Here is a 19,756-nt window from a genome sequence, read left to right on the forward strand (position 1 = left end):
AGATGGGACACGTGTTGCGTTGGATAACCGCCGGGGAATCGCACGGTCGCGCGTTGGTGGCCATGGTCGAGGGCATGGTCGCCGGAGTGGCCGTCACCTCGGCTGACATCGCCGATCAGCTGGCTCGCCGCCGGCTGGGGTACGGCCGCGGGGCCCGGATGAAGTTCGAGGCCGACGCGGTCACCGTGCTGTCCGGGGTGCGCCACGGCATCACCCTGGGCGGTCCGATCGCCGTCGAGATCGGCAACACCGAGTGGCCCAAGTGGGAAACGGTGATGGCGACCGATCCGGTCGACCCGGCAGTGCTGGACAGCGAGGGTGGCGCCCGCAACGCGCCGCTGACCCGGCCACGGCCCGGCCACGCCGACTTCGCCGGCATGCTCAAGTACGGCTTCGACGACGCTCGCCCGGTACTCGAACGTGCCAGCGCACGCGAGACGGCCGCCCGCGTCACCGCGGGCACCATTGCGCGGGCATTCCTGGACCAGGCCCTGGGCGTCCAGGTGATCTCCCACGTGATCTCGATCGGCGCCTCCGATCCCTACGACGGTCCGGTGCCGCAACCGGCCGACCTGGCCGCTATCGATGCCAGCCCGGTGCGGGCCTTCGGCGCGGGCGCTCAGGAATCCATGATCGCCGAGATCGAGGCGGCCAAGGCCGACGGCGACACCCTGGGCGGTGTCGTCGAGGTGGTCGTGTCGGGCCTGCCGATCGGCCTGGGCTCATTCATCAGCGGTGATGACCGCCTCGACAGTCAACTGGCTGCGGCGATCATGGGCATCCAGGCCATCAAGGGTGTCGAGATCGGTGACGGTTTCACCACCGCCCGCCGGCGCGGCAGTGCGGCCCATGACGAGATGTACCCCGGCCCCGATGGAGTGGTGCGCTCCACCAACCGGGCCGGCGGGCTGGAGGGCGGTATGACCAACGGGCTGCCGCTGCGGGTGCGTGCGGCGATGAAGCCGATCTCCACGGTGCCGCGGGCACTGGCCACCGTCGACATGGCCACCGGCGAGGAAGCGGTCGCGATTCATCAGCGCTCCGACGTGTGCGCGGTGCCGGCCGCCGGTGTGGTGGCTGAAGCCATGGTGGCATTGGTGCTGGCCCGCGCCGCGCTGGACAAGTTCGGTGGCGACTCGCTGACCGAAACCCGGCGCAACATCGAGGCCTACCGACGTTCGGTCGCCGACCGCGTGCCCGCGGGCGACCAGGAACGGGCCTCGGGGTAGCCCATGGCGCCCAGAGCGGTTCTGGTGGGGTTGCCCGGGGCGGGCAAGTCCACGATAGGACGGCGCCTGGCCAAGGCCCTCGACGTTGAGATGCTCGACACCGATGCCGCCATCGAGGCTCGCACCGGCCGCACCATCGCCGACATCTTCGCCACCGACGGCGAACCCGAATTCCGCCGCATCGAGGAAGACGTGATTCGGGAGGCGCTGGACGAGCATGCCGGTGTGCTGTCGCTTGGCGGGGGAGCCGTCACCACCCCCGGGGTGCGCGATGCGCTGGCCGGACACACGGTGGTGTTCCTGGAGATCAGCGCCGCCGAAGGCGTGCGGCGCACCAGCGGCAGCACGGTCCGGCCCCTGCTCGCCGGTCCCGGCCGGGCCGAGAAGTTTCGCGAGCTGATGTCGCAGCGGGTGCCGCTGTACCGCAGGCTAGCGACGATCCGCGTCAACACCAACCGGCGTAACCCGGGTGCGGTGGTGCGCTATATCGTGTCTCGGCTGGAGGCCGGAGCACCCGCCGGCCGGACACAACCACAACCGGCGGCACCAGGCCCTGCCGCCCCGCCGGTTACCCCGCCCACACCCGCCACCCTGGCCGCCCGACAGACCGGAGGACGCAAGTGACCGACATTCCCGAGCCGATCACCGTGACGGTGGCCACCGACCCGCCGTACCCGGTGGTGATCGGTAAAGGCCTACTCGGTGATCTCGCCGGGTTGCTTGCCGGGCGCAACAAGGTCGCGATCCTGCACCAGCCGACCATGGAAGCGACCGCGGAGGGTATCCGAACGTACTTGGCCGACAAGGGGATCGAGGCGCACCGCATCGAGATCCCGGACGCCGAGGACGGAAAATCGCTGCAGGTGCTGGGCTTCATCTGGGACGTGCTGGGCCGCATCGGCCTGGACCGACGCGACGCCCTGGTCAGCCTCGGCGGCGGCGCCGCGACCGACGTCGCGGGATTCGCGGCGGCGACCTGGCTGCGCGGTATTTCGATCGTGCATGTGCCCACCACATTGCTGGCCATGGTGGACGCCGCGGTCGGCGGCAAGACAGGAATCAACACCGAAGCCGGCAAGAACCTGGTCGGTGCGTTCCATCAGCCCGCCGCCGTCGTCGTCGACCTGGCCACCCTGGAGACGTTGCCGCAGCGCGAGATCGTCGCGGGCATGCCGGAGATCGTCAAAGCCGGCTTCATCGCCGATCCGGTGATCCTGGACCTGATCGAGGCCGATCCGGTGGCGGCGATGGATCCGGCGGGAGAGGTGCTGGGCGAGCTGATCAGGCGTGCCATCACCGTCAAGGCCGAGGTGGTCGCCGCCGACGAGAAAGAGTCGGACCTTCGCGAGATCCTCAACTACGGCCACACTCTGGCGCACGCGATCGAAGCGCTGGAGCACTACCAATGGCGCCACGGCGACGCGGTGTCCGTGGGATTGGTGTTCGCCGCCGAGCTGGCCCGCATCACCGGACGCCTCGACGACGCGACCGCGGACCGGCATCGCTCGATCCTGCTGTCGCTCGGGCTGCCGGTCAGCTACTACGAGGACGCGCTGCCCGCGCTGCTGGAATACATGATGGGGGACAAGAAGACTCGGGCCGGGGTACTGCGGTTCGTGGTGCTCGACGGTCTGGCGAAGCCGGGCCGGCTGGAAGGACCCGACCCGATGCTGCTGGCGGCCGCCTACGACGAGGTGGGACGGCGATTCCGATTGGAGCGGCGATGAACCGGATCAACGTCATCAACGGCCCTAACCTGCAGCGGTTGGGCCGGCGTGAGCCGGATGTCTACGGCAGCACCAGCTATGCGGACCTAGAGGCGTTGATCGAGCGTGAAGCGGCCGAACTCGGGGTCGACGTCGTGGTGCGCCAAAGCGACAGCGAAGCCGAGCTGCTGGAGTGGATTCATTCCGCGGCCGACGCCGCCGAACCGGTGATCCTCAACGCCGGCGGCCTGACCCACACCTCGGTGGCGCTGCGTGACGCCTGCGCTGAACTGCCCGCCCCGCTCATCGAGCTGCACATCTCCAATGTGCATGCCCGCGAAGACTTTCGGCGGCACTCCTACCTGAGCCCGATTGCCAACGGGGTGATCGTCGGCTTCGGGGTGCGCGGTTACCTGCTGGCGCTGCGCTACTTGGTCGAGTCGTCGGAGGGCGAGTCGTCCGACTGAGCTTCGGTGACGCCAGTGTCCTCGATCACCGGGATCTCGGTGGTGGCGTCGGCGTCGGCCGGGATCTCCTCGGTGGTGAAGCCCCCAGATAGACCGGCGGGGCTGCCCAGCGTCGCGTCGACGGCAGGCGCGGCGGCCTCGGTCTGCGCGGCGCCGGCCTCTTCGGCGGCCAGCGCGGGAGCGCCGACGGTGGCGAACACGTCGGTCGCCGGCTGGCTCTCGGCCTCGGCGGCCGGGACCGGGCGGCGCTCGGGATGCTTCTCGTACTCCTTGTCGATGGCGCGGCGACCCAGCGCCACGGCGGCCACTGCCACCACGAAGACCAGTAGCGCGGTGAAGGCCGCGAAGCTGGTCAGCTCGTTGAAGAACGTGCTGATGTAGAGCGCCTTGTCGACCTGGCCGATGAGCCATGAGACGAACCCGCTGAGCAGCCCGGCGACCAGGCCGGCACCCAGCCAGGTCATGGCGAGGTCAGCGCGTCGGTCCGGATCGGCGGTGGCCTTGGCGTCCGCGCGGCCGTCGGAACGGCCCCAGACGAATACCGCGATCGCGAACAAGATCATCAACGCCAGGCTGATCAGACCGGCCTGCGCCTCGAAGGCGTTGATCAGCACCCCCTGGATGAGGCGGACCACGACCATCAGTGCAGCGAACACCAGCCCGCGCAGAAACCACTTGCTCATGGGGCCACAGCGTAGCGAGTACCGTCACACCGCGTGACACATTCCTCCCGTCGGGCGCGTCTGAGTGCCGAGATCTGCGCCGCAGACCTGGACGCGATGCTGGTCACCGACCTGATCAACGTGCGCTATCTGTCCGGATTCACCGGGTCGGCCGGGGCCCTGCTGGTCTATGCCGACGATCGGCCGCCGGTGCTGGCGACCGACGGCCGCTATCGCACTCAGGCTGCCCGGCAGGCCCCCGACCTGCAGGTCGCGATCGAACGGGCCGGAGCCCGGTACCTGGTCACGCAGGCTGCGGCGGCTGGCGCGCGCCGGGTGGGATTTGAGGGTCACGTGGTCACCGTGGACGGATACGAGGCGTTGTCGGCGGCCCTGTGCGGGATCGAGGACGCCGTCGAGCTGGTGCGGGCCTCGAACACCGTGGAGGCGCTGCGCGAGGTCAAAGACGCCGGCGAGGTGGCCCTGTTGCGGCTGGCCTGCGAGGCTGCCGACGCGGCCCTGGGTGAACTGGTGGAGCGCGGCGGCCTGCGGCCGGGGCGCACCGAACGTGAGGTCCGACGGGAACTGGAGGCCCTGATGCTCGACCACGGCGCGGACGCCGCGTCGTTCGAGACCATCGTGGCCACCGGCCCCAACTCGGCGATTCCGCATCACCGGCCCACCGACGCGGTGCTGGCCGCCGGCGACTTCGTCAAGATCGACTTCGGCGCGCTGGTGGCCGGTTATCACTCCGACATGACCCGCACCTTCGTGCTGGGGCCGCCCGCCGACTGGCAACGCGAGATCTACCAGGTGGTCGAAGCGGCGCAGCGGGCCGGTCGCGAGGCGTTGCAACCGGGTGCGGAACTGCGCGACGTCGACGCGGCCGCGCGCACGGTGATCGCCGAGGCCGGCTACGCCGAGACCTTCGGCCACGGCCTCGGTCACGGGGTCGGGCTGCGGATTCACGAAGCGCCGGGAATCAATGCGGCGGCCGACGGTACACTGCTTGCCGGTGCTGTGGTGACCGTAGAGCCCGGCGTCTATCTGGCTGATCGTGGCGGGGTCCGTATCGAGGACACGCTCGTGGTCGCTGATACTGCCGGGCAGGCCCCGGACCTGCTGACTCGGTTCCCCAAGGAACTGACCATTCTCTAGGAGACGTGAACGACCGTGGCTTCAACTGCTGACTTCAAGAACGGGCTGGTGCTGGTGATCGACGGCCAGCTGTGGCAGATCACCGAGTTTCAGCACGTCAAGCCGGGCAAGGGTCCGGCCTTCGTGCGCACCAAGCTCAAGAATGTGGTGTCGGGCAAGGTCGTGGACAAGACCTACAACGCCGGTGTGAAGGTGGAGACCGCCACCGTCGACCGCCGCGACGCCACCTACCTGTACCGCGACGGCAACGACTTCGTGTTTATGGACAGCGAGGACTACGAGCAGCACCCGCTGCCCGAATCGCTGGTCGGCGACTCGGCGAACTACCTGCTGGAGAGCATGCTGGTGCAGATCGCCTTCCACAACGGGGTCCCGCTGTACCTGGAGCTGCCGGTCAGCGTCGAGCTGGAGGTCACCCACACCGAGCCCGGCCTGCAGGGCGACCGGTCCAGCGCGGGCACCAAGCCGGCCACCATGGAGACCGGCGCCCAGATCAACGTGCCGCTGTTCATCAACACCGGAGACAAGCTGAAGGTCGACACCCGCGACGGCAGCTACCTGGGACGGGTTAACTCCTGACCATGCCTGCTGGCAAGCCGGTTAAAGGCCGGCACCAAGCCCGTAAGCGTGCCGTTGACGTGCTCTTCGAGTCCGAAGCCCGGGGCCTGACCCCGGCGCAGGGCGCGGAGCTGCGAACGGCACTGGCCAGTGAGCAGCCCGACGTGTCACCGCTGCACCCGTACACCGTCACGGTGGCCCGAGGGGTGACCGAGCACGCCGCCCATATCGACGACCTGATCACCTCGCACCTGCAGGGCTGGAAACTGGAGCGGCTGCCGGCGGTGGACCGGGCGATTCTGCGGGTGGCGATCTGGGAGTTGCTGCACGCCGACGACGTGCCGGAGCCGGTCGCCGTGGACGAAGCGGTCAAGCTGGCCAAGGAGTTGTCCACCGACGAGTCGCCCGGATTCGTCAACGGCGTGCTCGGCCAGGTGATGCTGGTGACCCCGCAGCTGCGGGCCGCGTCGCTGGCCGTTCGCGGGGCGACTGAACCTGCGGCCGCATCCGGTGAGCCCGACTCCGAAGCCACCCCGCAGGACTGATCGCCGCGCTCTCGCGAGCCTGCCGGCTGAGGGGGCCGGGGGTCGCTAAACCGGCCGGGCCGCGTCAAGATCATGCAGACTGGCCCCATGGGCCAAGATTGGGACGCACGGAACCGGAGACTGAGAGTATCGGCGTTGGCGGCGGTGGCGAACCCGTCGTATTCACGGGTGGACACCTGGAACCTGCTGGACGACGCGTGTCGGGAGTTGGCTGCGGTCGACCGCGCCGGCATGGATACCACCCGTCAATATGCGCAGGTCAAGCGCCTGATGCAACGACTGGCGGCCTACGAGCGATATTGGTTGTTCCCCGGTGCGGGAAGGCTGACGGCGTTTCGCAATTACCTCGAAGGCATGGCGACGGTGTCGCTGACCGAGCAGGTATCGCTGGTGGTGCGGCTGCTGTCGGACTATGGGGACCGGGCGGCGTTGTTCGACATCGGTTCACCGTTGGCCGATCAGGAATTGGTGGCGCAGGCCCGGCGGCAGCAGTTCTACACCGTGCTGCTTGCCGACGACTCGCCACCTGAAGCACCGGAAAGCCTGGCGGAAAGCCTTCGCGCACTGCGTAACGTCGACGATGACGTGCAGATCGAGCTGTTGGTGGCTTCCAGCGTCGAGGACGCCATCACTGCCGTAGCGCTCAACGGTGAGATTCAGGCGGCGATCGTCCGGCATGACCTTCCGTTGCGATCGCGCGACCGGGTCCCGTTGATGAACACACTTTTGGGCGCCAACGACGACGCGGGAGTCGTCGATGGCAGCCACGATGCAATCGAGTGCGGCGAATGGATGCGGCTGCTGCGCCCCCACATCGACCTGTACATGCTGACTGACGAATCAATCGCCGCGGACACCGAGGCAGAACCCGACGTCTACGACCGCACCTTCTACCGGCTCAACGACGTCACCGATCTGCACAGCACGGTGCTGGCCGGAATCCGGAAACGCTACGCCACACCGTATTTCGATGCGTTGCGGGCTTACGCTGCCGAGCCGGTCGGTCAGTTCCACGCGCTGCCAGTGGCGCGCGGCGCCAGCATCTTCAATTCCCGCTCGCTGCAGGACATGGGGGAGTTCTACGGCCGCAACATCTTCATGGCCGAAACCTCGTCGACTTCCGGCGGGTTGGACTCGCTGCTGGACCCCCATGGCACTATCCGGGTGGCGATGAACAAGGCCGCCAAGACCTGGAACGCCGACCATACCTACTTCGTCACCAACGGGACCTCGACGGCTAACAAGATCGTGGGGCAGGCGTTGACCCGGCCCGGTGACATCGTGCTGATCGACCGGAACTGTCACAAGTCGCATCACTACAGCCTGGTGTTGGCCGGTGCTTATCCGATGTATCTGGACGCCTACCCGTTGGCGCCTACGGCGATATACGGCGCGGTGTCGTTGCACACCATCAAGCGGGCGTTGCTGGACCTGGAGGCTGCCGGCCAGCTGCACCGGGTCCGGATGTTGTCTTTGACCAACTGCACATTCGACGGCGTTGTCTATAACCCTCAACGGGTGATGGAGGAAGTCCTGGCGATCAAGCCGGACATCTGCTTCCTTTGGGATGAGGCCTGGTACGCGTTTGCGACTGCGGTGCCGTGGGCCCGGCAACGCACCGCCATGGTTGCCGCCGAACGCCTGGAGAGCATGCTCGGCTCACCGCGATATGCCAACGAGTACCAAGCTTGGCGCGAATCCATGCAAGGAATTGATCGCGACCAGTGGAGCGAGCACCGACTGCTGCCCGCCCCATCGTCACGGGTGCGGGTCTATGCGACCCACTCCACGCACAAGTCACTGTCGGCCCTGCGGCAGGCGTCGATGATCCACGTCCGGGATAAGGACTTCAACGCGCTGGCGCGTGATGCGTTCGCTGAGGCGTTTTTGACTCACACCTCCACCTCTCCGAATCAGCAGCTGCTCGCTTCACTGGACCTGGCCCGCCGCCAGGTCGACATCGAAGGGTTTGACATAGTCCGGCGGGTTTACGACATGGCGCTGGTGTTTCGCCACCGGGTTCGAAAAGACCGGCTGATCAACAAATGGTTCCGGATTCTCGATGAGGACGATCTGGTGCCCGACGAGTTCCGGACTTCCACGGTCAATTCCTACCGTCAGGTCCGCCAGGGCGGGCTGGCGGAGTGGAACGAGGCCTGGCGTTCCGACGAATTCGTGTTGGACCCGACCCGGGTAACGCTGTTCGTGGGTCAGACCGGGATGAACGGCTACGAGTTCCGCGAGAAGGTCCTGATGGATCGCTTCGGCATCCAGATCAACAAGACCTCTATCAACTCTGTGCTGTTGATCTTCACCATTGGCGTCACCTGGTCCAGCGTGCACTATCTGCTCGACGCATTGCGCCGGGTGGCCGGCGAACTGGACCGGGCCTGGGCGGCGGCCAGCAGCGAAGATCGGGCGTTGCAGCAGCGCAAAACCGTTGAGATCACCGAAGACCTGCCGCCGCTGCCGGACTTCAGCGAGTTCGCCCCGGCGTTTCGTCCCGGCGGTGCCAGCACATTCGGTGACATGCGATTGGCGTTTTACGCTGGCTATGAGGAGTCCGATCGCGAATATGTGATGCTCGGCGACGCCGGCCGCCGGGTCGCCGACGGCAAGACCCTGGTCTCGACCACCTTCGTCGTGCCGTACCCGCCCGGCTTCCCGGTGCTGGTTCCCGGTCAGGTGATCTCCAAGGAGATTCTGTACTTCCTGGCCGAACTCGACGTGAAAGAGATTCACGGCTACAACCCCGAGCTGGGGTTGGCGGTGTTCACTCCCGAGGCCCTGGCTCGCTATGCGCGGGCACCGGACGTGGCCGGTTAGCCTCACCGCGATTGTTACCCGGGCCGCGGGTGCCGCGGCGGCGCAATGCGCTCACACCACGAGGTTTCCGCTGGCAGCCCGCAGCGGGTGGGTGGCGCAATGAGTTTCGCCCCCGATCAGCGGAATTCGCAGCTCTGGGGCCGCCGGGGCGGCGGCCCTTAGCGTGTCTGCATGGCCGAAGCCCACGTCGCATCGCAGCCGATTCGCCGCGCGGATCGGGCCCGGCAGGTTGCCGACGTGCTGCGCCATCAGATCCATGCCGGCGCCTACGACGACGGGCTGCCCGGCGAGCCGGAGCTGGCCATTGAATTCGTCGTCTCCCGCAACATCGTTCGTGAGGCACTGGCGGCGCTGAAAGCCGAAGGGCTGATCCACCGCGGTCCGAGAACCGGCACCCACGTAGCCCAGCACAAATACGACCACGGACTGGACTCACTGCGCGGCCTGCAGGAGACCTTTGATGCGCAAGAAGTGCGCAACGAGGTTCGGGTGGCGACGACGGTGGACGCTCCGCCGTCGGTCGCCCGGCGCCTGGGCCTGGGCGCCGCTGCCCAGGTGGTCTTCATCGAACGACTGCGCTACCTCGGTGACGTGCCGCTGAGCCTGGATCAGACCTATCTGTCACCCGATATCGGCGCTGCTGTGCTGGCCCACCCCTTGGAGTCCAACGACGTGTTTCCGCTGATCGAACAGATCAGCGGCCAGCGCCTGGGCGATGCGACCCTGGCGCTGGAGGCGATTCCCGCCGATCCGCACACCGCGGCGATCCTGCAGCTTCCCGGTGGCTCGGCCCTGCTGATGCTGGAACGGCTCACCAGCCTGGAGGACGGCCGGCCCGTCGATCTCGAATACATCCGGATGCGCGGTGACCGCGTCACCATGCGCGGCACCCTGACAAGGAGCTATCCATGACACTGGTCAACGGCCGTGCCGACGTCCCTGTGACGATCGATGAATCACTGTGCATCTCCGGCTGCACGCTGTGCGTCGACATCTGCCCGCTGGATTCTCTGGCGATCAACCCGGAGAACGGCAAGGCGTTCATGCACGTCGACGAGTGCTGGTACTGCGGACCGTGTGCGGCGCGCTGTCCGACCGGCGCCGTCACCGTCAACATGCCTTATCTCATTCGCTGAATGCATTGACCATCAAGGTGTTTCATGAAGAGATTCCTCATTCTGCTGACCAGCGTCGTCCTCGCCGTGGCCGGATGCTCGCTGGATTCCACGACGGCGGGTGATTCCGTCGACGTGGTGGTGGGTTATCAGTCCAAGACGATCAACACCGCGACCGCGGGCACGTTGCTGCACGCTCGCGGCTACCTGGAGCGCCGGCTCGCCGACATCACCGACCGGACGGGAACTCGCTACCGGGTCGACTGGCAGGACTACGACACCGGGGCGCCGATCACCGCGCAGATGCTCGCCGAGAAGATCGACATCGGCTCGATGGGGGATTACCCCATGCTGGTCAACGGCGTCCGAACGCGGGCCAACGAGCAGGCCCGCACCGCGATCGTTTCGGTGACCGGCTACCACCCCGCCGGCGCGCTGAACATGGTGGTGGTGAGCCCCGAATCCCGTGCGGACACACTGGCCGACCTGGCCGGGGCCAAGGTATCGGCCAGTGTGGGCTCGGCCGGCCACGGCACGTTGCTGCGCGCACTGGCCGAGACCGGAACCGGCGTCGAGGTGCTCAACCAGCAGCCGCAGGTGGGCGCCTCAGCGCTGGAATCCGGTCAGGTTCAAGGCCTGTCACAATTCGTGGCCTGGCCCGGCCTGCTGGTGTATCAGGACAGGGCACGCCTGCTCTACGACGGCGCCGAACTCAACTACCCGACCCTGCACGGGGTGGTGGTGCGCCGAAGCTATGCGCGGGCGCACCCAGAAGTGCTCGACGCGTTCCTGCAAGCCCAGCTGGATGCCACCGACTTCCTGAAACGCAAGCCGCTGGAGGCGGCCCGGATCGTCGCCGAGGGCAGCGGGCTGCCGCAGGAAGTCGTCTACCTCTACAACGGGCCGGGCGGCACCTCGTTCGACGCCACCCTCAAGCCGCAGCTGGTCGCCGCGTTGAAGAACGACGTGCCCTACCTCAAGTCGATCGGCGACTTCGCCGAGCTGGACGACTTCGACGTGGATGGGTTCGTCGACGACAGGCCGCTGCGCGCGGCGTTCGATGCGCGAAAGCTGGACTACGCCAAGACAGTTGCCGAGATCGACAAACCCAGGACGGTCGGCGGCGAGCTTTGGCTGGATGGATCCGAAACCACCGTGGCGGTACCGGATTCCGACGCGCTGCTGGACGCCGTGCGGGCCGCGACCGAGCGCGGCGATCACCTGCGGGCCGCCTATGTCCACGATGCCGAACTGGGCACTCGATGGTTCGCCGACAAATCGGCGTGGGTTCGCGACGGTACGCACTACCTGCCCTTCGACACGACCGCCGGGGCGCGGCGCTATGTCACCGCACATCCTGGCGGCGTTGTGGTGGATTACCGGCAGGCCCTGGCGGGTGCGGCATGACCGCGGTCCTCACCGGCGCCCCGGCCGCGTCTGCGCCGGTCGGCGCGGTACCGCGCCGGGCCCGGACACTACAGCGGTCGTGGCTGCTGCGGCTGGTCTCGGTGGCGGCCGCACTGGGGCTGTGGCAGTTGCTGACCGTCGCCGACGTGCGGTGGTGGCTGCGGTTCGACACGCTGCCCACCGTCGATGAGGTCTTCACCACGTTGGTGCGCCGGTTGGGCACCGAGGTGTACTGGCTGGATCTGGCCCAGTCGCTGATCCGGATTCTCACCGGATTCGGTCTGGCCGCGACGGTCGGCGTCGCCACCGGCATCCTGCTGGGCAGATCGCGGGTGGCCGCCGACGTGGTGGGCCCCCTCACCGAACTGATTCGGCCGATCCCGGCCATCGCGCTGGTTCCGGTCGCGATCCTGCTCTTCCCGGCCAGCGAACAGGGCATCGTGTTCATCACGTTCCTGGCCGCCTTCTTCCCGATCTTGGTCAGCACCCGCCACGCGGTGCGCGCGCTGCCCACACTGTGGGAGGACTCGGTCCGGACCCTGGGCGGCGGACGCTGGGATGTGTTGAGCCAGGTGGTGATTCCGGGCATCGCGCCGGGCGTGTTCGGCGGGCTCTCGGTCGGCATGGGCGTGTCGTGGATCTGCGTGATCTCCGCGGAGATGATCTCCGGGCGCCTGGGCATCGGATATCGCACCTGGCAGGCCTACACCGTGCTGGCCTACCCGGACGTGTTCGTCGGCATCATCACCATCGGCGTGCTGGGGTTCGCCACCTCGGCTGCGGTGGAGACGGTCGGGCGTCGGCTTACCCGCTGGCTGCCGCGCAGTGCGGAGAACGGGCGATGACGGTCGGCATGAGCCTGACGCTGGACCGGGTCCGGCTGTCTTACACCGATTCTCCGGTGATCGACGAGCTGAGCCTGGCCGTGCGCCCGGGCGAGATCCTGGTGCTGACCGGTCCGTCCGGCTGTGGCAAGTCGACGGTGCTGCGCGCACTGGCAGGGTTGCTGCTTCCCGATCAGGGGCGGGTGCTGGCCGACGGCGCCGAGGTGCGGACCACCTCGCGGGACCGTGGCGTGGTGTTTCAGGACAACGCGCTGCTGCCGTGGCGTTCGGTGCGCTCCAACATCGAGCTGGCGCTGCGGCTGCGCGGGGTGCCGCGCAGCGGGCGGCGGGCCCAAGCCGACCGGTGGATCGCCGAGCTGGGACTGACCGGTTTCGGCGACTATCTGCCGAAAAGCCTCTCCGGCGGGATGCGGCAACGGGTTCAGCTGGCCCGCGGCCTGGCCGGTGCGCCCCGCGCGGTGATGATGGACGAACCGTTCGGGGCGCTGGACAGCGCCACCCGCGCTGCCATGCAGGCGCTGCTGATCACCACCTGGCGGTCCCACCCGACCACGCTCGTGTTCGTCACCCATGACGTCGACGAGGCATTGGCACTGGGAGACCGGGTGGCGGTGCTGGGGCGCGCCGGACAGTCGCTGCGGGCGCTTGTGGAGGTCCCCGAACCCCGCAGTGGCCGAGCAGAGCCCGGACTGCGTGCCGCCATCCTCACCGCATTGGAGCACTCATGACGCAGACGCCCTTGCCGATTCCTGATGTTGCGACACCACAGCGACTGGACTGCGACGTGCTGGTGATCGGCGGCGGCACCGCCGGCACCATGGCCGCGCTCACCGCCGCCGAGCACGGCGCCCAGGTGCTGCTGCTGGAGAAGGCCCACGTGCGGCACTCCGGCGCGCTGGCCATGGGTATGGACGGCGTCAACAACGCCGTCATTCCCGGCAAGGCCGAACCCGAGGACTACGTCGCCGAGATCACCCGGGCCAACGACGGAATCGTCAACCAGCGCACCATCTATCAGACCGCCACCCGCGGCTTCGCGATGGTGCAGCGGCTGGAACGCTACGGAGTGAAGTTCGAAAAAGACGAGCACGGCGAGTACGCGGTACGCCGCGTACACCGGTCTGGCTCCTACGTGTTGCCGATGCCCGAGGGCAAGGACGTCAAGAAGGCGCTCTATCGGGTGCTGCGGCAACGCTCGATGCGCGAGAGAATCCGCATCGAGAACCGGCTGATGCCGGTGCGGGTGCTCACCCGGGACGGCCGGGCGGTCGGCGCCGCCGCATTGCACACCCGCACCGGCGAATTCGTGGCCGTCGCCGCCAAGGCGGTGATCCTGGCCACCGGGCCGTGTGGGCGCCTTGGGCTGCCGGCGTCGGGCTACCTGTATGGCACGTACGAGAATCCGACCAACGCCGGCGACGGTTACTCGATGGCCTATCACGCCGGCGCCGAACTGTCCGGTATCGAATGCTTCCAGGTCAACCCATTGATCAAGGACTACAACGGGCCCGCCTGCGCCTACGTGGCCAACCCGTTCGGCGGCTATCAGGTGAACTCGCTGGGGGAGCGCTTCGTCGACTCCGACTACTGGTCCGGGCAGATGATGGCCGAGGTCAAATCCGAGATCGACTCGGCGCGCGGGCCGATCTACCTCAAGGTGTCGCACCTGCCCGACGAGACGCTCTCGGCGCTGGAGAACATCCTGCACACCACCGAGCGGCCCACCCGGGGGACCTTTCACGCCAACCGCGGTCACGACTACCGCACCCACGATATCGAGATGCACATCTCCGAGATCGGTTTGTGCTCGGGGCATTCCGCATCGGGGGTGTGGGTCGACGAGAATGCCCGCACCACGGTTCCGGGGCTGTACGCCGCAGGCGACCTGGCCTGCGTGCCGCACAATTACATGATCGGCGCGTTCGTGTTCGGCGACCTAGCAGGTGCGGATGCGGCAGCCACGCTGGGCGAGGTCGCGGCGCCGCAGGACCTGCCGGCCGACCAGCTCGCCGAGGCCCATGAGCTGATCTATCGCCCGTTGAGCCACCCCGACGGTCCTCCGCAGCCGCAGGTGGAATACAAGCTGCGCCGGTTCGTCAACGACTACGTGGCGCCGCCGAAATCGGCTGCCAAACTGTCGTTGGCGGTGCAGACCTTCGAGCGGATGCGCGGCGAGATCGCCCAGATGGGCGCCCGCAACCCGCACGAGCTGATGCGCGCCGTCGAGGTGTCCTTCATCCGGGACTGCGCGGAGCTGGCCGCCCGCTCTTCGCTGACCCGTACCGAGTCCCGCTGGGGCCTCTACCACGAGCGTGCCGACCTGCCCGGCCGTGACGACGCCCAGTGGGGCTACCACCTCAACGTGCGCAAACGTGCCGACGGCGCCATGGAATTCCTCAAGCGGCCGGTTGCGCCCTACTTCGTGGCCGTCCCCGAGCTCGATGGGCTGCCCCCGACGGATCAGTCGGTGCATGCGGTCTCCCAGCCGCCGCTGTTGGGAGGCCAGGCACCGGCGACCGCGGGGTCGCGCGTTGCGGCACCGACTGCGGTGCACCCGCCGTCGCCGCGTATCGCTGCGGTCGTCGCGCTCGAGGAGCCGACGTTGGCCGATCTGGCCGGTTTCCTGGGGGATCCCGATCCGGCGGTGCGCCGTACCGCGGTCGCCGCGCTGAGCGAGCACACTCCCGACGGCTATGCCGCTGCGCTGTTCGGAGCGCTCGCCGATGCTGACGCCGCGGTGCGCCGGACGGCTGCCGACGGAGCACGGGAGCTCGTCGAAGTGGTTGCGGACCCTCAGTTGGCGGCTGCGCAACTGAACTCGCTGGACCCGGTGGTACGGGCCTGTGTGGTGTACCTGTTGTCCAGCCGGCGAATCGGAGCCCCGGCCGACTACCGAGACGCACTGGCCGACCCCGACCACCGCGTGCGGATCGAAGCGGTGCGCGCCCTGGTCTCGGTCGACGACGCGGCGACGGTGGCGATCGGCGCCGGCGACGGCAACCGCGAAGTGCGCATCGCCGCGGCCAACGCCTTGGCGACATTGCGCGCCGGGGCCGATACCGTGCGGGGCCTGATCGGCGACCCGGACCCGCTGGTCCGTGCGGCCGCGCTGGCCGCGCTCGGCGAGATCGGCTGCGGGCCGCAGGACCTCGCCGTCGTCACACCGGCACTGCGCGAGTCGGCATGGCAGGTGCGGGTCGGCGCGGCCCGCGCGCTGGTCGGTGCGGACGCCGAGGCGGCGGTGCCGCTGCTGACCGTGGCACTGGAGGACCCGCATCTCGACGTGCGCAAAGCCGCTGTGCTGGGGCTGACCCGCTGGGCCGAATCCAACGTCGCCGCCCACGATGCGCTGGGGATCGCGGTCAAGGACAACGACGCCGACGTTCGCGCATACGCGCGTCGGGCCTTGCAGGAGGCGGCCGGGTCAGTACGCTGACTCGGCATGGCCACGTCGGGCGCAGTTGGCGGGTCGGGTGGCAATCCCCGGCTGTCCGTGCAGGACTGGGTGCAGGCTGGTTTCCGGATTCTGTCCGAAGACGGGCTCAAGGCGCTGACCATCGACCGGCTCTGCAAGCGGCTGGGGGTCACCAAGGGCAGCTTCTACTGGCATTTCGCCGATATGAAGGCTTACCGGCAGGCGCTGGTCGACACCTGGGCCGCCGTGCGCGACTCCGACCGCGGCGACTTCGATGCGTTGCTGGAACTGCCGCCGCGTGAGCGGTTGTCGCGCATGATGACCGCGTTGGTGGGACCCGCCCATTGGATGCTCGAACGCGCAATGCGCGAATGGGCGCGCTCGGAGGACAGCGTCGCCGTGGCGGTACGCAGCTCGGATCGGCGGGTGCTCAAAGCGGTTCGGCAGGCGTTTCTCGACGACGGCTTCGACGCAGACGAGGCCGACATGCGTGCCAACGCAACATTCGCCGCCGGGATCGGGTTTCTGCATCTGTCCGGTGCCGCGCCCAGCTCACGGGCGGCTGGGCGGCGGGAACAGTTCCTGGATGTCATGCTGCGACACTGACCTCCATACCAAAAGGTATGGTACGGTCCGGGCATGGCGACCATGACGGCACCGTTGGTGACCGAGGAATTCATCTCCCAACTTGCGCAACGCGCCGCGGCAGCCGAAGAGCTGCGCCGCCTGCCGGCGGAAACCGTCGAGGATTTCCACAAGTCCGGACTGGCCGGCCTGCTTTTGCCGGCGCGCTACGGCGGGCGGCAGGCCGAGTTTCCCGAGATCCTCGACCCGATCCGGCGCATGGCGCACGGCTGCGCATCGAGCGCTTGGACGCTCGGGTTCTACATGCTGCACAACTGGATGCTGGCGCTCTTCGGTGAGCAGGCCCAGGACGAGGTGTTCGCCGCCGGGCCGGTGCTGTGCCCGGCGCCGTTGGCGCCGACCGGACGCGGCGTGCCCGACGGTGACGGAATCCGGCTGTCCGGGCGATGGTCGTGGGCGACCGGGGTCATGGACGCCGACTGGATCATGGTCGGGGCGATCTGCGGGCCCGACGACTCTCCCTACCCGGCGCTGGTGCTGCTCCCGGCCACCGATATTCGCGTCGAGGACGTCTGGCACACCGCGGGCATGCGGGCCACCGGTTCCAACGATGTCGTCATCGAGGATGTGGCCGTCCCGTCGCACCGGTTGGTCAAGGTCGTCGACATTTACTCCGGTACCGCCCCCGGCGCCGAGCTGCACGACGCGTCGGCGTACCGGTGGCCGATGGTCCCGGCGCTGGCCCTGGTCGCCGCGATGCCTGCCCTCGGGTCGGCCGAATGGGTCGCGGACCTGTTCGCCGAGCGGTTGGCCGAACGGGTCCTGGCGTATTCCGGTGCCGCGCAGAAGAACCAGCCGGCGGCCCAGATTCGTCTGGGTGATGCGCGGGTTCGGCTGCGTGCACTGCGCGGCCTGCTCGCCGACACCGTCGGCCGGATTCAAGACGCGGTGGACGCGCGGGAGCGGATCGGCCGCCCGGTTCGGGCCGACGCCCGGGCGGCGGCCGCGCATATCGTGCACGAATCCCGGTCCGTGATAGCCGATCTGCTCGAAGCCTCCGGTGCCAGTGCGCAGTTCGTGAGCAACCCGCTGCAGCGTGCCAAACGCGATGTCGACGTGATCTGCGGGCACGTAGTCTTCGACTACGACGTGGCGCGCGAGTTGTCTGGCGCACTCGAGGCCGGCGTGAAGATCTCACCGATCTCGATGATCTGACCGACGTAAAGGACACCATGAAAACTCTGTGGGTGGAGGCGAGTCCGAAGCAAGAACACTCGCTGTCCTCGGCACTGACCCAGGCCTTCCTGGACGCCGCGCCCGCGGCCGCGGTCGGCGAGGTCGAACGGTTCTCGGTGTGGACCGACGAGATGTTGGTGTTCGGCCGCGACGCCGCTTTCGCCAAGTTCGCTCCGCTCTACGGCGAACGCCGTACCCCCGAGCAGAAGCAGATCTGGTCGGACGTGCTGGTCGAAATCGAGCGGGTCCGCTCGTTCGATCGGCTGGTCGTGTCGTCGCCGATGTGGAATTGGCATGTGCCGCATGCGCTCAAGGCCTGGATCGACGTCATCGTGCAACCGATGGCCAGCTTCACGCTCAACGAGCGCGGCGAACACGTGGGCACACTGGGGGAGGGCAAGCCGCTGCAGCTCATCTTGACCCGCTCCAGTGCCTACGACGGCGACCGCGCCGACCTGCAGGACTTCCAGCGGCCCTACCTGGAGTACGTGTTCACCATGCTGGGCTACCGCGTCCAGACCCTGGTCTTCGAGCCGACCACGCGGTGGACCCCCGAGGAGCGGGCGCAGATGCGCGATGCCGCGCTGGAGAAGGCCCGGTTGGCGGGGACGCGTCTCGCAGCGGAGAGCCGCTAGCGCAGAAACGTGCCGAGTGTGCGGTTTGGTCGGCGAAATCGTCGTCCGGCCTACCAAACCGCACACTCGATGCACGCCTGAGGCTCAACGGTCTTACCGCCAGCTCGGGCTCACAACCCCAGGGCCGCGTAGGTCCGGCGGACGAACTTGGGCTGCGCCACCCGCAGTTTGGCGATCGAGGTATTGCCGGCGACCGCGACGGCCATATCGGTGGACAGCGTCGGGGAGTTCTGGACCAGATAGATCAGGATCAGGTCCGCCGCCGGATCCGCCTGCCACCAGGTGCCGTAGGCGCCCGGCCAGCCGAACGCTCCCGCACCGCCCGGCCCGAACAGCGGCTGGGACTTCGCCGGGTCGGTCACCACCGACAGATTGAGCCCGAACCCGCGCCCGACCCAGAACGGGGCGCCCAGGAACGGGTGCCGCTTCTGGTCGTCGGTGAGTTGGTCGGTGCGCATCGCCCGCGCCGAGGAGGCCGAGAGCACCCGGGTGCCGTCGAACATGCCGTCGGCCAGCAACATGCGGGCGAAGGCCAGATAGTCGTCGGCGGTCGACATCAGGCCGCCCCCGGCGTTGGGAAACGCCGGCATCGCGATCGGTACCGGCCCCATCGCATCGTCGCGCAGCGTGTCTCCGTCGACGCGGTACATGGTGGCGCTGCGCCCGCGTGCCTGCGGGGTGACGCAGAAACCGGTGTCGGCCATCCCCAGCGGGCCCAGGATCCGTTCCTCGATCACCTGTGGCAGCGGCTTGCCCTCGATCCGCGACAGCAGCGCGCCCAGCACGTCAGTGCCGTGGCCGTAGGTGACTCGCTCACCGGGCTGGTCCACCAGGGGAAGCGCAGCCAGTGCCGTCAGCCAGGCTTCGGGTCCGCGTCCGAAGGGCAGCCGCTGATACTCCCGCGCGATGGGGCCGGGAACGGAGAATCCGTAGCCGATGCCGCAGCGGTGCGTCATCAGATCCTCGACCGTGAGCGCTCGCCGTGCCGCGGTGGTGGCCTCCAGCGAGCCGGCCGGCTCCACCAGCACCCGCGGTGCGGCGAGCTCCGGCAACCAGTGCGCGATGGGGTCGGTCAGTCGCAGCCGGCCTTCGTCGACCAGCGTCATCGCGGCGGCGATGGTGACCGGCTTGGTCATGGAGGCGATCCGGAACACCGTGTCGCGGGTCATCGGCAGGCCGGCGCCGACATCGCGATGGCCGATCTCGTTGACCTGCAGCACCGTGCCGCGCTGCCAGACGAGTGTCACCACGCCGGCGAGCAGGCCGGTGTCGCAGGCCTCGCGCAGCGGCGCCTGATTGGGGTCGAGATTCACCCGGTCAGGTTAGCGGCGCTATCTCGCCAGCGGCGTCGCTGCCTCCCTCCGCGA

Annotated in this window: 18 protein-coding genes and 1 pseudogene; 17 read left to right on the forward strand and 2 right to left on the reverse strand. The window is 68.2% G+C overall.

All coding sequences use genetic code 11. From position 1 onward, the window contains the following. Positions 1-11 precede the first annotated feature (11 nt). From aroC to aroQ, 4 genes and pseudogenes are all read left to right on the forward strand, one after another. A complete protein-coding gene (aroC, locus tag ACJH5R_RS05095) occupies positions 12-1,229 on the forward strand; it encodes a chorismate synthase (protein ID WP_406759278.1) in 1,218 nt (405 codons plus the stop codon). Positions 1,230-1,232: 3 nt separating this feature from the next. Next, positions 1,233-1,748 (forward strand): annotated as a pseudogene (locus ACJH5R_RS05100) (shikimate kinase); the annotation flags it as partial. Positions 1,749-1,849: 101 nt separating this feature from the next. Next, positions 1,850-2,956, forward strand: coding sequence for a 3-dehydroquinate synthase (gene aroB, locus ACJH5R_RS05105; RefSeq protein ID WP_406759279.1), 1,107 nt, complete (start codon positions 1,850-1,852; stop codon positions 2,954-2,956). Further along, positions 2,953-3,402, forward strand: coding sequence for a type II 3-dehydroquinate dehydratase (aroQ, locus tag ACJH5R_RS05110; protein WP_406759280.1), 450 nt, complete (start codon positions 2,953-2,955; stop codon positions 3,400-3,402). The genes aroB and aroQ overlap by 4 nt, the downstream gene beginning before the upstream one ends. Here aroQ and ACJH5R_RS05115 read toward each other — a convergent pair. Beyond that, complete coding sequence (locus ACJH5R_RS05115) at positions 3,363-4,085, reverse strand: B-4DMT family transporter (RefSeq protein WP_406759281.1); 723 nt, start codon at positions 4,083-4,085, stop codon at positions 3,363-3,365. The genes aroQ and ACJH5R_RS05115 overlap by 40 nt on opposite strands. Positions 4,086-4,118: 33 nt before the next feature. Here ACJH5R_RS05115 and ACJH5R_RS05120 point away from each other — a divergent pair, with 33 nt between their 5' ends. The 13 genes from ACJH5R_RS05120 (at position 4,119) to ACJH5R_RS05180 (ending at position 18,389) form a co-directional block, all read left to right on the forward strand. Beyond that, on the forward strand, positions 4,119-5,222 hold the full coding sequence (locus tag ACJH5R_RS05120) for a M24 family metallopeptidase (protein WP_406759282.1): 1,104 nt from the start codon (positions 4,119-4,121) through the stop codon (positions 5,220-5,222). 15 nt (positions 5,223-5,237) lie between these two features. Then, positions 5,238-5,801, forward strand: a complete 564-nt coding sequence (gene efp, locus ACJH5R_RS05125) for an elongation factor P (protein ID WP_024442176.1) — start codon at positions 5,238-5,240, stop codon at positions 5,799-5,801. A gap of 2 nt (positions 5,802-5,803) precedes the next feature. Then, complete coding sequence (gene nusB / locus ACJH5R_RS05130) at positions 5,804-6,325, forward strand: transcription antitermination factor NusB (protein WP_406759283.1); 522 nt, start codon at positions 5,804-5,806, stop codon at positions 6,323-6,325. Positions 6,326-6,412: 87 nt separating this feature from the next. Then, complete coding sequence (locus ACJH5R_RS05135; RefSeq protein ID WP_406781418.1) at positions 6,413-9,151, forward strand: aminotransferase class I/II-fold pyridoxal phosphate-dependent enzyme; 2,739 nt, start codon at positions 6,413-6,415, stop codon at positions 9,149-9,151. Between the two features lie 171 nt (positions 9,152-9,322). Further along, entirely contained in the window at positions 9,323-10,063 is a 741-nt protein-coding gene (locus ACJH5R_RS05140; RefSeq protein WP_406781419.1) for a GntR family transcriptional regulator, read from the forward strand. Beyond that, the gene (locus ACJH5R_RS05145) at positions 10,060-10,287 is read left to right on the forward strand and encodes a ferredoxin family protein (RefSeq protein ID WP_406759286.1); all 228 of its coding nucleotides are present in this window, start codon (positions 10,060-10,062) and stop codon (positions 10,285-10,287) included. The genes ACJH5R_RS05140 and ACJH5R_RS05145 overlap by 4 nt, the downstream gene beginning before the upstream one ends. A gap of 24 nt (positions 10,288-10,311) precedes the next feature. Then, a complete protein-coding gene (locus tag ACJH5R_RS05150; protein ID WP_406781420.1) occupies positions 10,312-11,673 on the forward strand; it encodes an ABC transporter substrate-binding protein in 1,362 nt (453 codons plus the stop codon). Then, positions 11,670-12,518: an ABC transporter permease gene (locus ACJH5R_RS05155; protein ID WP_406781421.1), complete on the forward strand. Its 849-nt coding sequence runs from the start codon at positions 11,670-11,672 to the stop codon at positions 12,516-12,518. The genes ACJH5R_RS05150 and ACJH5R_RS05155 overlap by 4 nt, the downstream gene beginning before the upstream one ends. Beyond that, on the forward strand, positions 12,515-13,246 hold the full coding sequence (locus ACJH5R_RS05160) for an ABC transporter ATP-binding protein (protein ID WP_406781422.1): 732 nt from the start codon (positions 12,515-12,517) through the stop codon (positions 13,244-13,246). The genes ACJH5R_RS05155 and ACJH5R_RS05160 overlap by 4 nt, the downstream gene beginning before the upstream one ends. Beyond that, the gene (locus ACJH5R_RS05165; protein ID WP_406781423.1) at positions 13,243-15,954 is read left to right on the forward strand and encodes a fumarate reductase/succinate dehydrogenase flavoprotein subunit; all 2,712 of its coding nucleotides are present in this window, start codon (positions 13,243-13,245) and stop codon (positions 15,952-15,954) included. Before ACJH5R_RS05160 ends, ACJH5R_RS05165 begins: the two co-directional genes overlap by 4 nt. A gap of 6 nt (positions 15,955-15,960) precedes the next feature. Continuing rightward, positions 15,961-16,539: a TetR/AcrR family transcriptional regulator gene (locus ACJH5R_RS05170; protein ID WP_406781424.1), complete on the forward strand. Its 579-nt coding sequence runs from the start codon at positions 15,961-15,963 to the stop codon at positions 16,537-16,539. A gap of 42 nt (positions 16,540-16,581) precedes the next feature. After that, the gene (locus ACJH5R_RS05175; protein ID WP_406781607.1) at positions 16,582-17,733 is read left to right on the forward strand and encodes an acyl-CoA dehydrogenase family protein; all 1,152 of its coding nucleotides are present in this window, start codon (positions 16,582-16,584) and stop codon (positions 17,731-17,733) included. A 17-nt stretch (positions 17,734-17,750) separates the two neighbouring features. After that, positions 17,751-18,389, forward strand: a complete 639-nt coding sequence (locus tag ACJH5R_RS05180) for an FMN-dependent NADH-azoreductase (RefSeq protein WP_406781425.1) — start codon at positions 17,751-17,753, stop codon at positions 18,387-18,389. A gap of 110 nt (positions 18,390-18,499) precedes the next feature. On the opposite strand, the gene ACJH5R_RS05185 is transcribed toward ACJH5R_RS05180, so the two are convergent. Beyond that, positions 18,500-19,702: a serine hydrolase domain-containing protein gene (locus tag ACJH5R_RS05185; protein ID WP_406781426.1), complete on the reverse strand. Its 1,203-nt coding sequence runs from the start codon at positions 19,700-19,702 to the stop codon at positions 18,500-18,502. Between the last annotated feature and the right edge of the window lie 54 nt (positions 19,703-19,756).

This window comes from Mycobacterium sp. SMC-19 (assembly GCF_045310815.1).
In the GTDB taxonomy this organism is placed as follows: Bacteria; Actinomycetota; Actinomycetes; order Mycobacteriales; family Mycobacteriaceae; genus Mycobacterium.

Excerpts from the sequence above, each read along its gene's own strand:
- nusB (WP_406759283.1), top strand. The coding sequence starts at position 5,804 with ATGCCTGCTGGCAAGCCGGTTAAAGGCCGGCACCAAGCCCGTAAGCGT.
- ACJH5R_RS05160 (WP_406781422.1), top strand. The coding sequence starts at position 12,515 with ATGACGGTCGGCATGAGCCTGACGCTGGACCGGGTCCGGCTGTCTTAC.
- ACJH5R_RS05155 (WP_406781421.1), top strand. The coding sequence starts at position 11,670 with ATGACCGCGGTCCTCACCGGCGCCCCGGCCGCGTCTGCGCCGGTCGGC.
- ACJH5R_RS05175 (WP_406781607.1), top strand. The coding sequence starts at position 16,582 with ATGACGGCACCGTTGGTGACCGAGGAATTCATCTCCCAACTTGCGCAA.
- ACJH5R_RS05180 (WP_406781425.1), top strand. The coding sequence starts at position 17,751 with ATGAAAACTCTGTGGGTGGAGGCGAGTCCGAAGCAAGAACACTCGCTG.
- ACJH5R_RS05165 (WP_406781423.1), top strand. The coding sequence starts at position 13,243 with ATGACGCAGACGCCCTTGCCGATTCCTGATGTTGCGACACCACAGCGA.
- ACJH5R_RS05145 (WP_406759286.1), top strand. The coding sequence starts at position 10,060 with ATGACACTGGTCAACGGCCGTGCCGACGTCCCTGTGACGATCGATGAA.
- ACJH5R_RS05115 (WP_406759281.1), bottom strand. The coding sequence starts at position 4,085 with ATGAGCAAGTGGTTTCTGCGCGGGCTGGTGTTCGCTGCACTGATGGTC.
- ACJH5R_RS05135 (WP_406781418.1), top strand. The coding sequence starts at position 6,413 with ATGGGCCAAGATTGGGACGCACGGAACCGGAGACTGAGAGTATCGGCG.
- aroQ (WP_406759280.1), top strand. The coding sequence starts at position 2,953 with ATGAACCGGATCAACGTCATCAACGGCCCTAACCTGCAGCGGTTGGGC.
- ACJH5R_RS05150 (WP_406781420.1), top strand. The coding sequence starts at position 10,312 with ATGAAGAGATTCCTCATTCTGCTGACCAGCGTCGTCCTCGCCGTGGCC.
- ACJH5R_RS05140 (WP_406781419.1), top strand. The coding sequence starts at position 9,323 with ATGGCCGAAGCCCACGTCGCATCGCAGCCGATTCGCCGCGCGGATCGG.
- ACJH5R_RS05170 (WP_406781424.1), top strand. The coding sequence starts at position 15,961 with ATGGCCACGTCGGGCGCAGTTGGCGGGTCGGGTGGCAATCCCCGGCTG.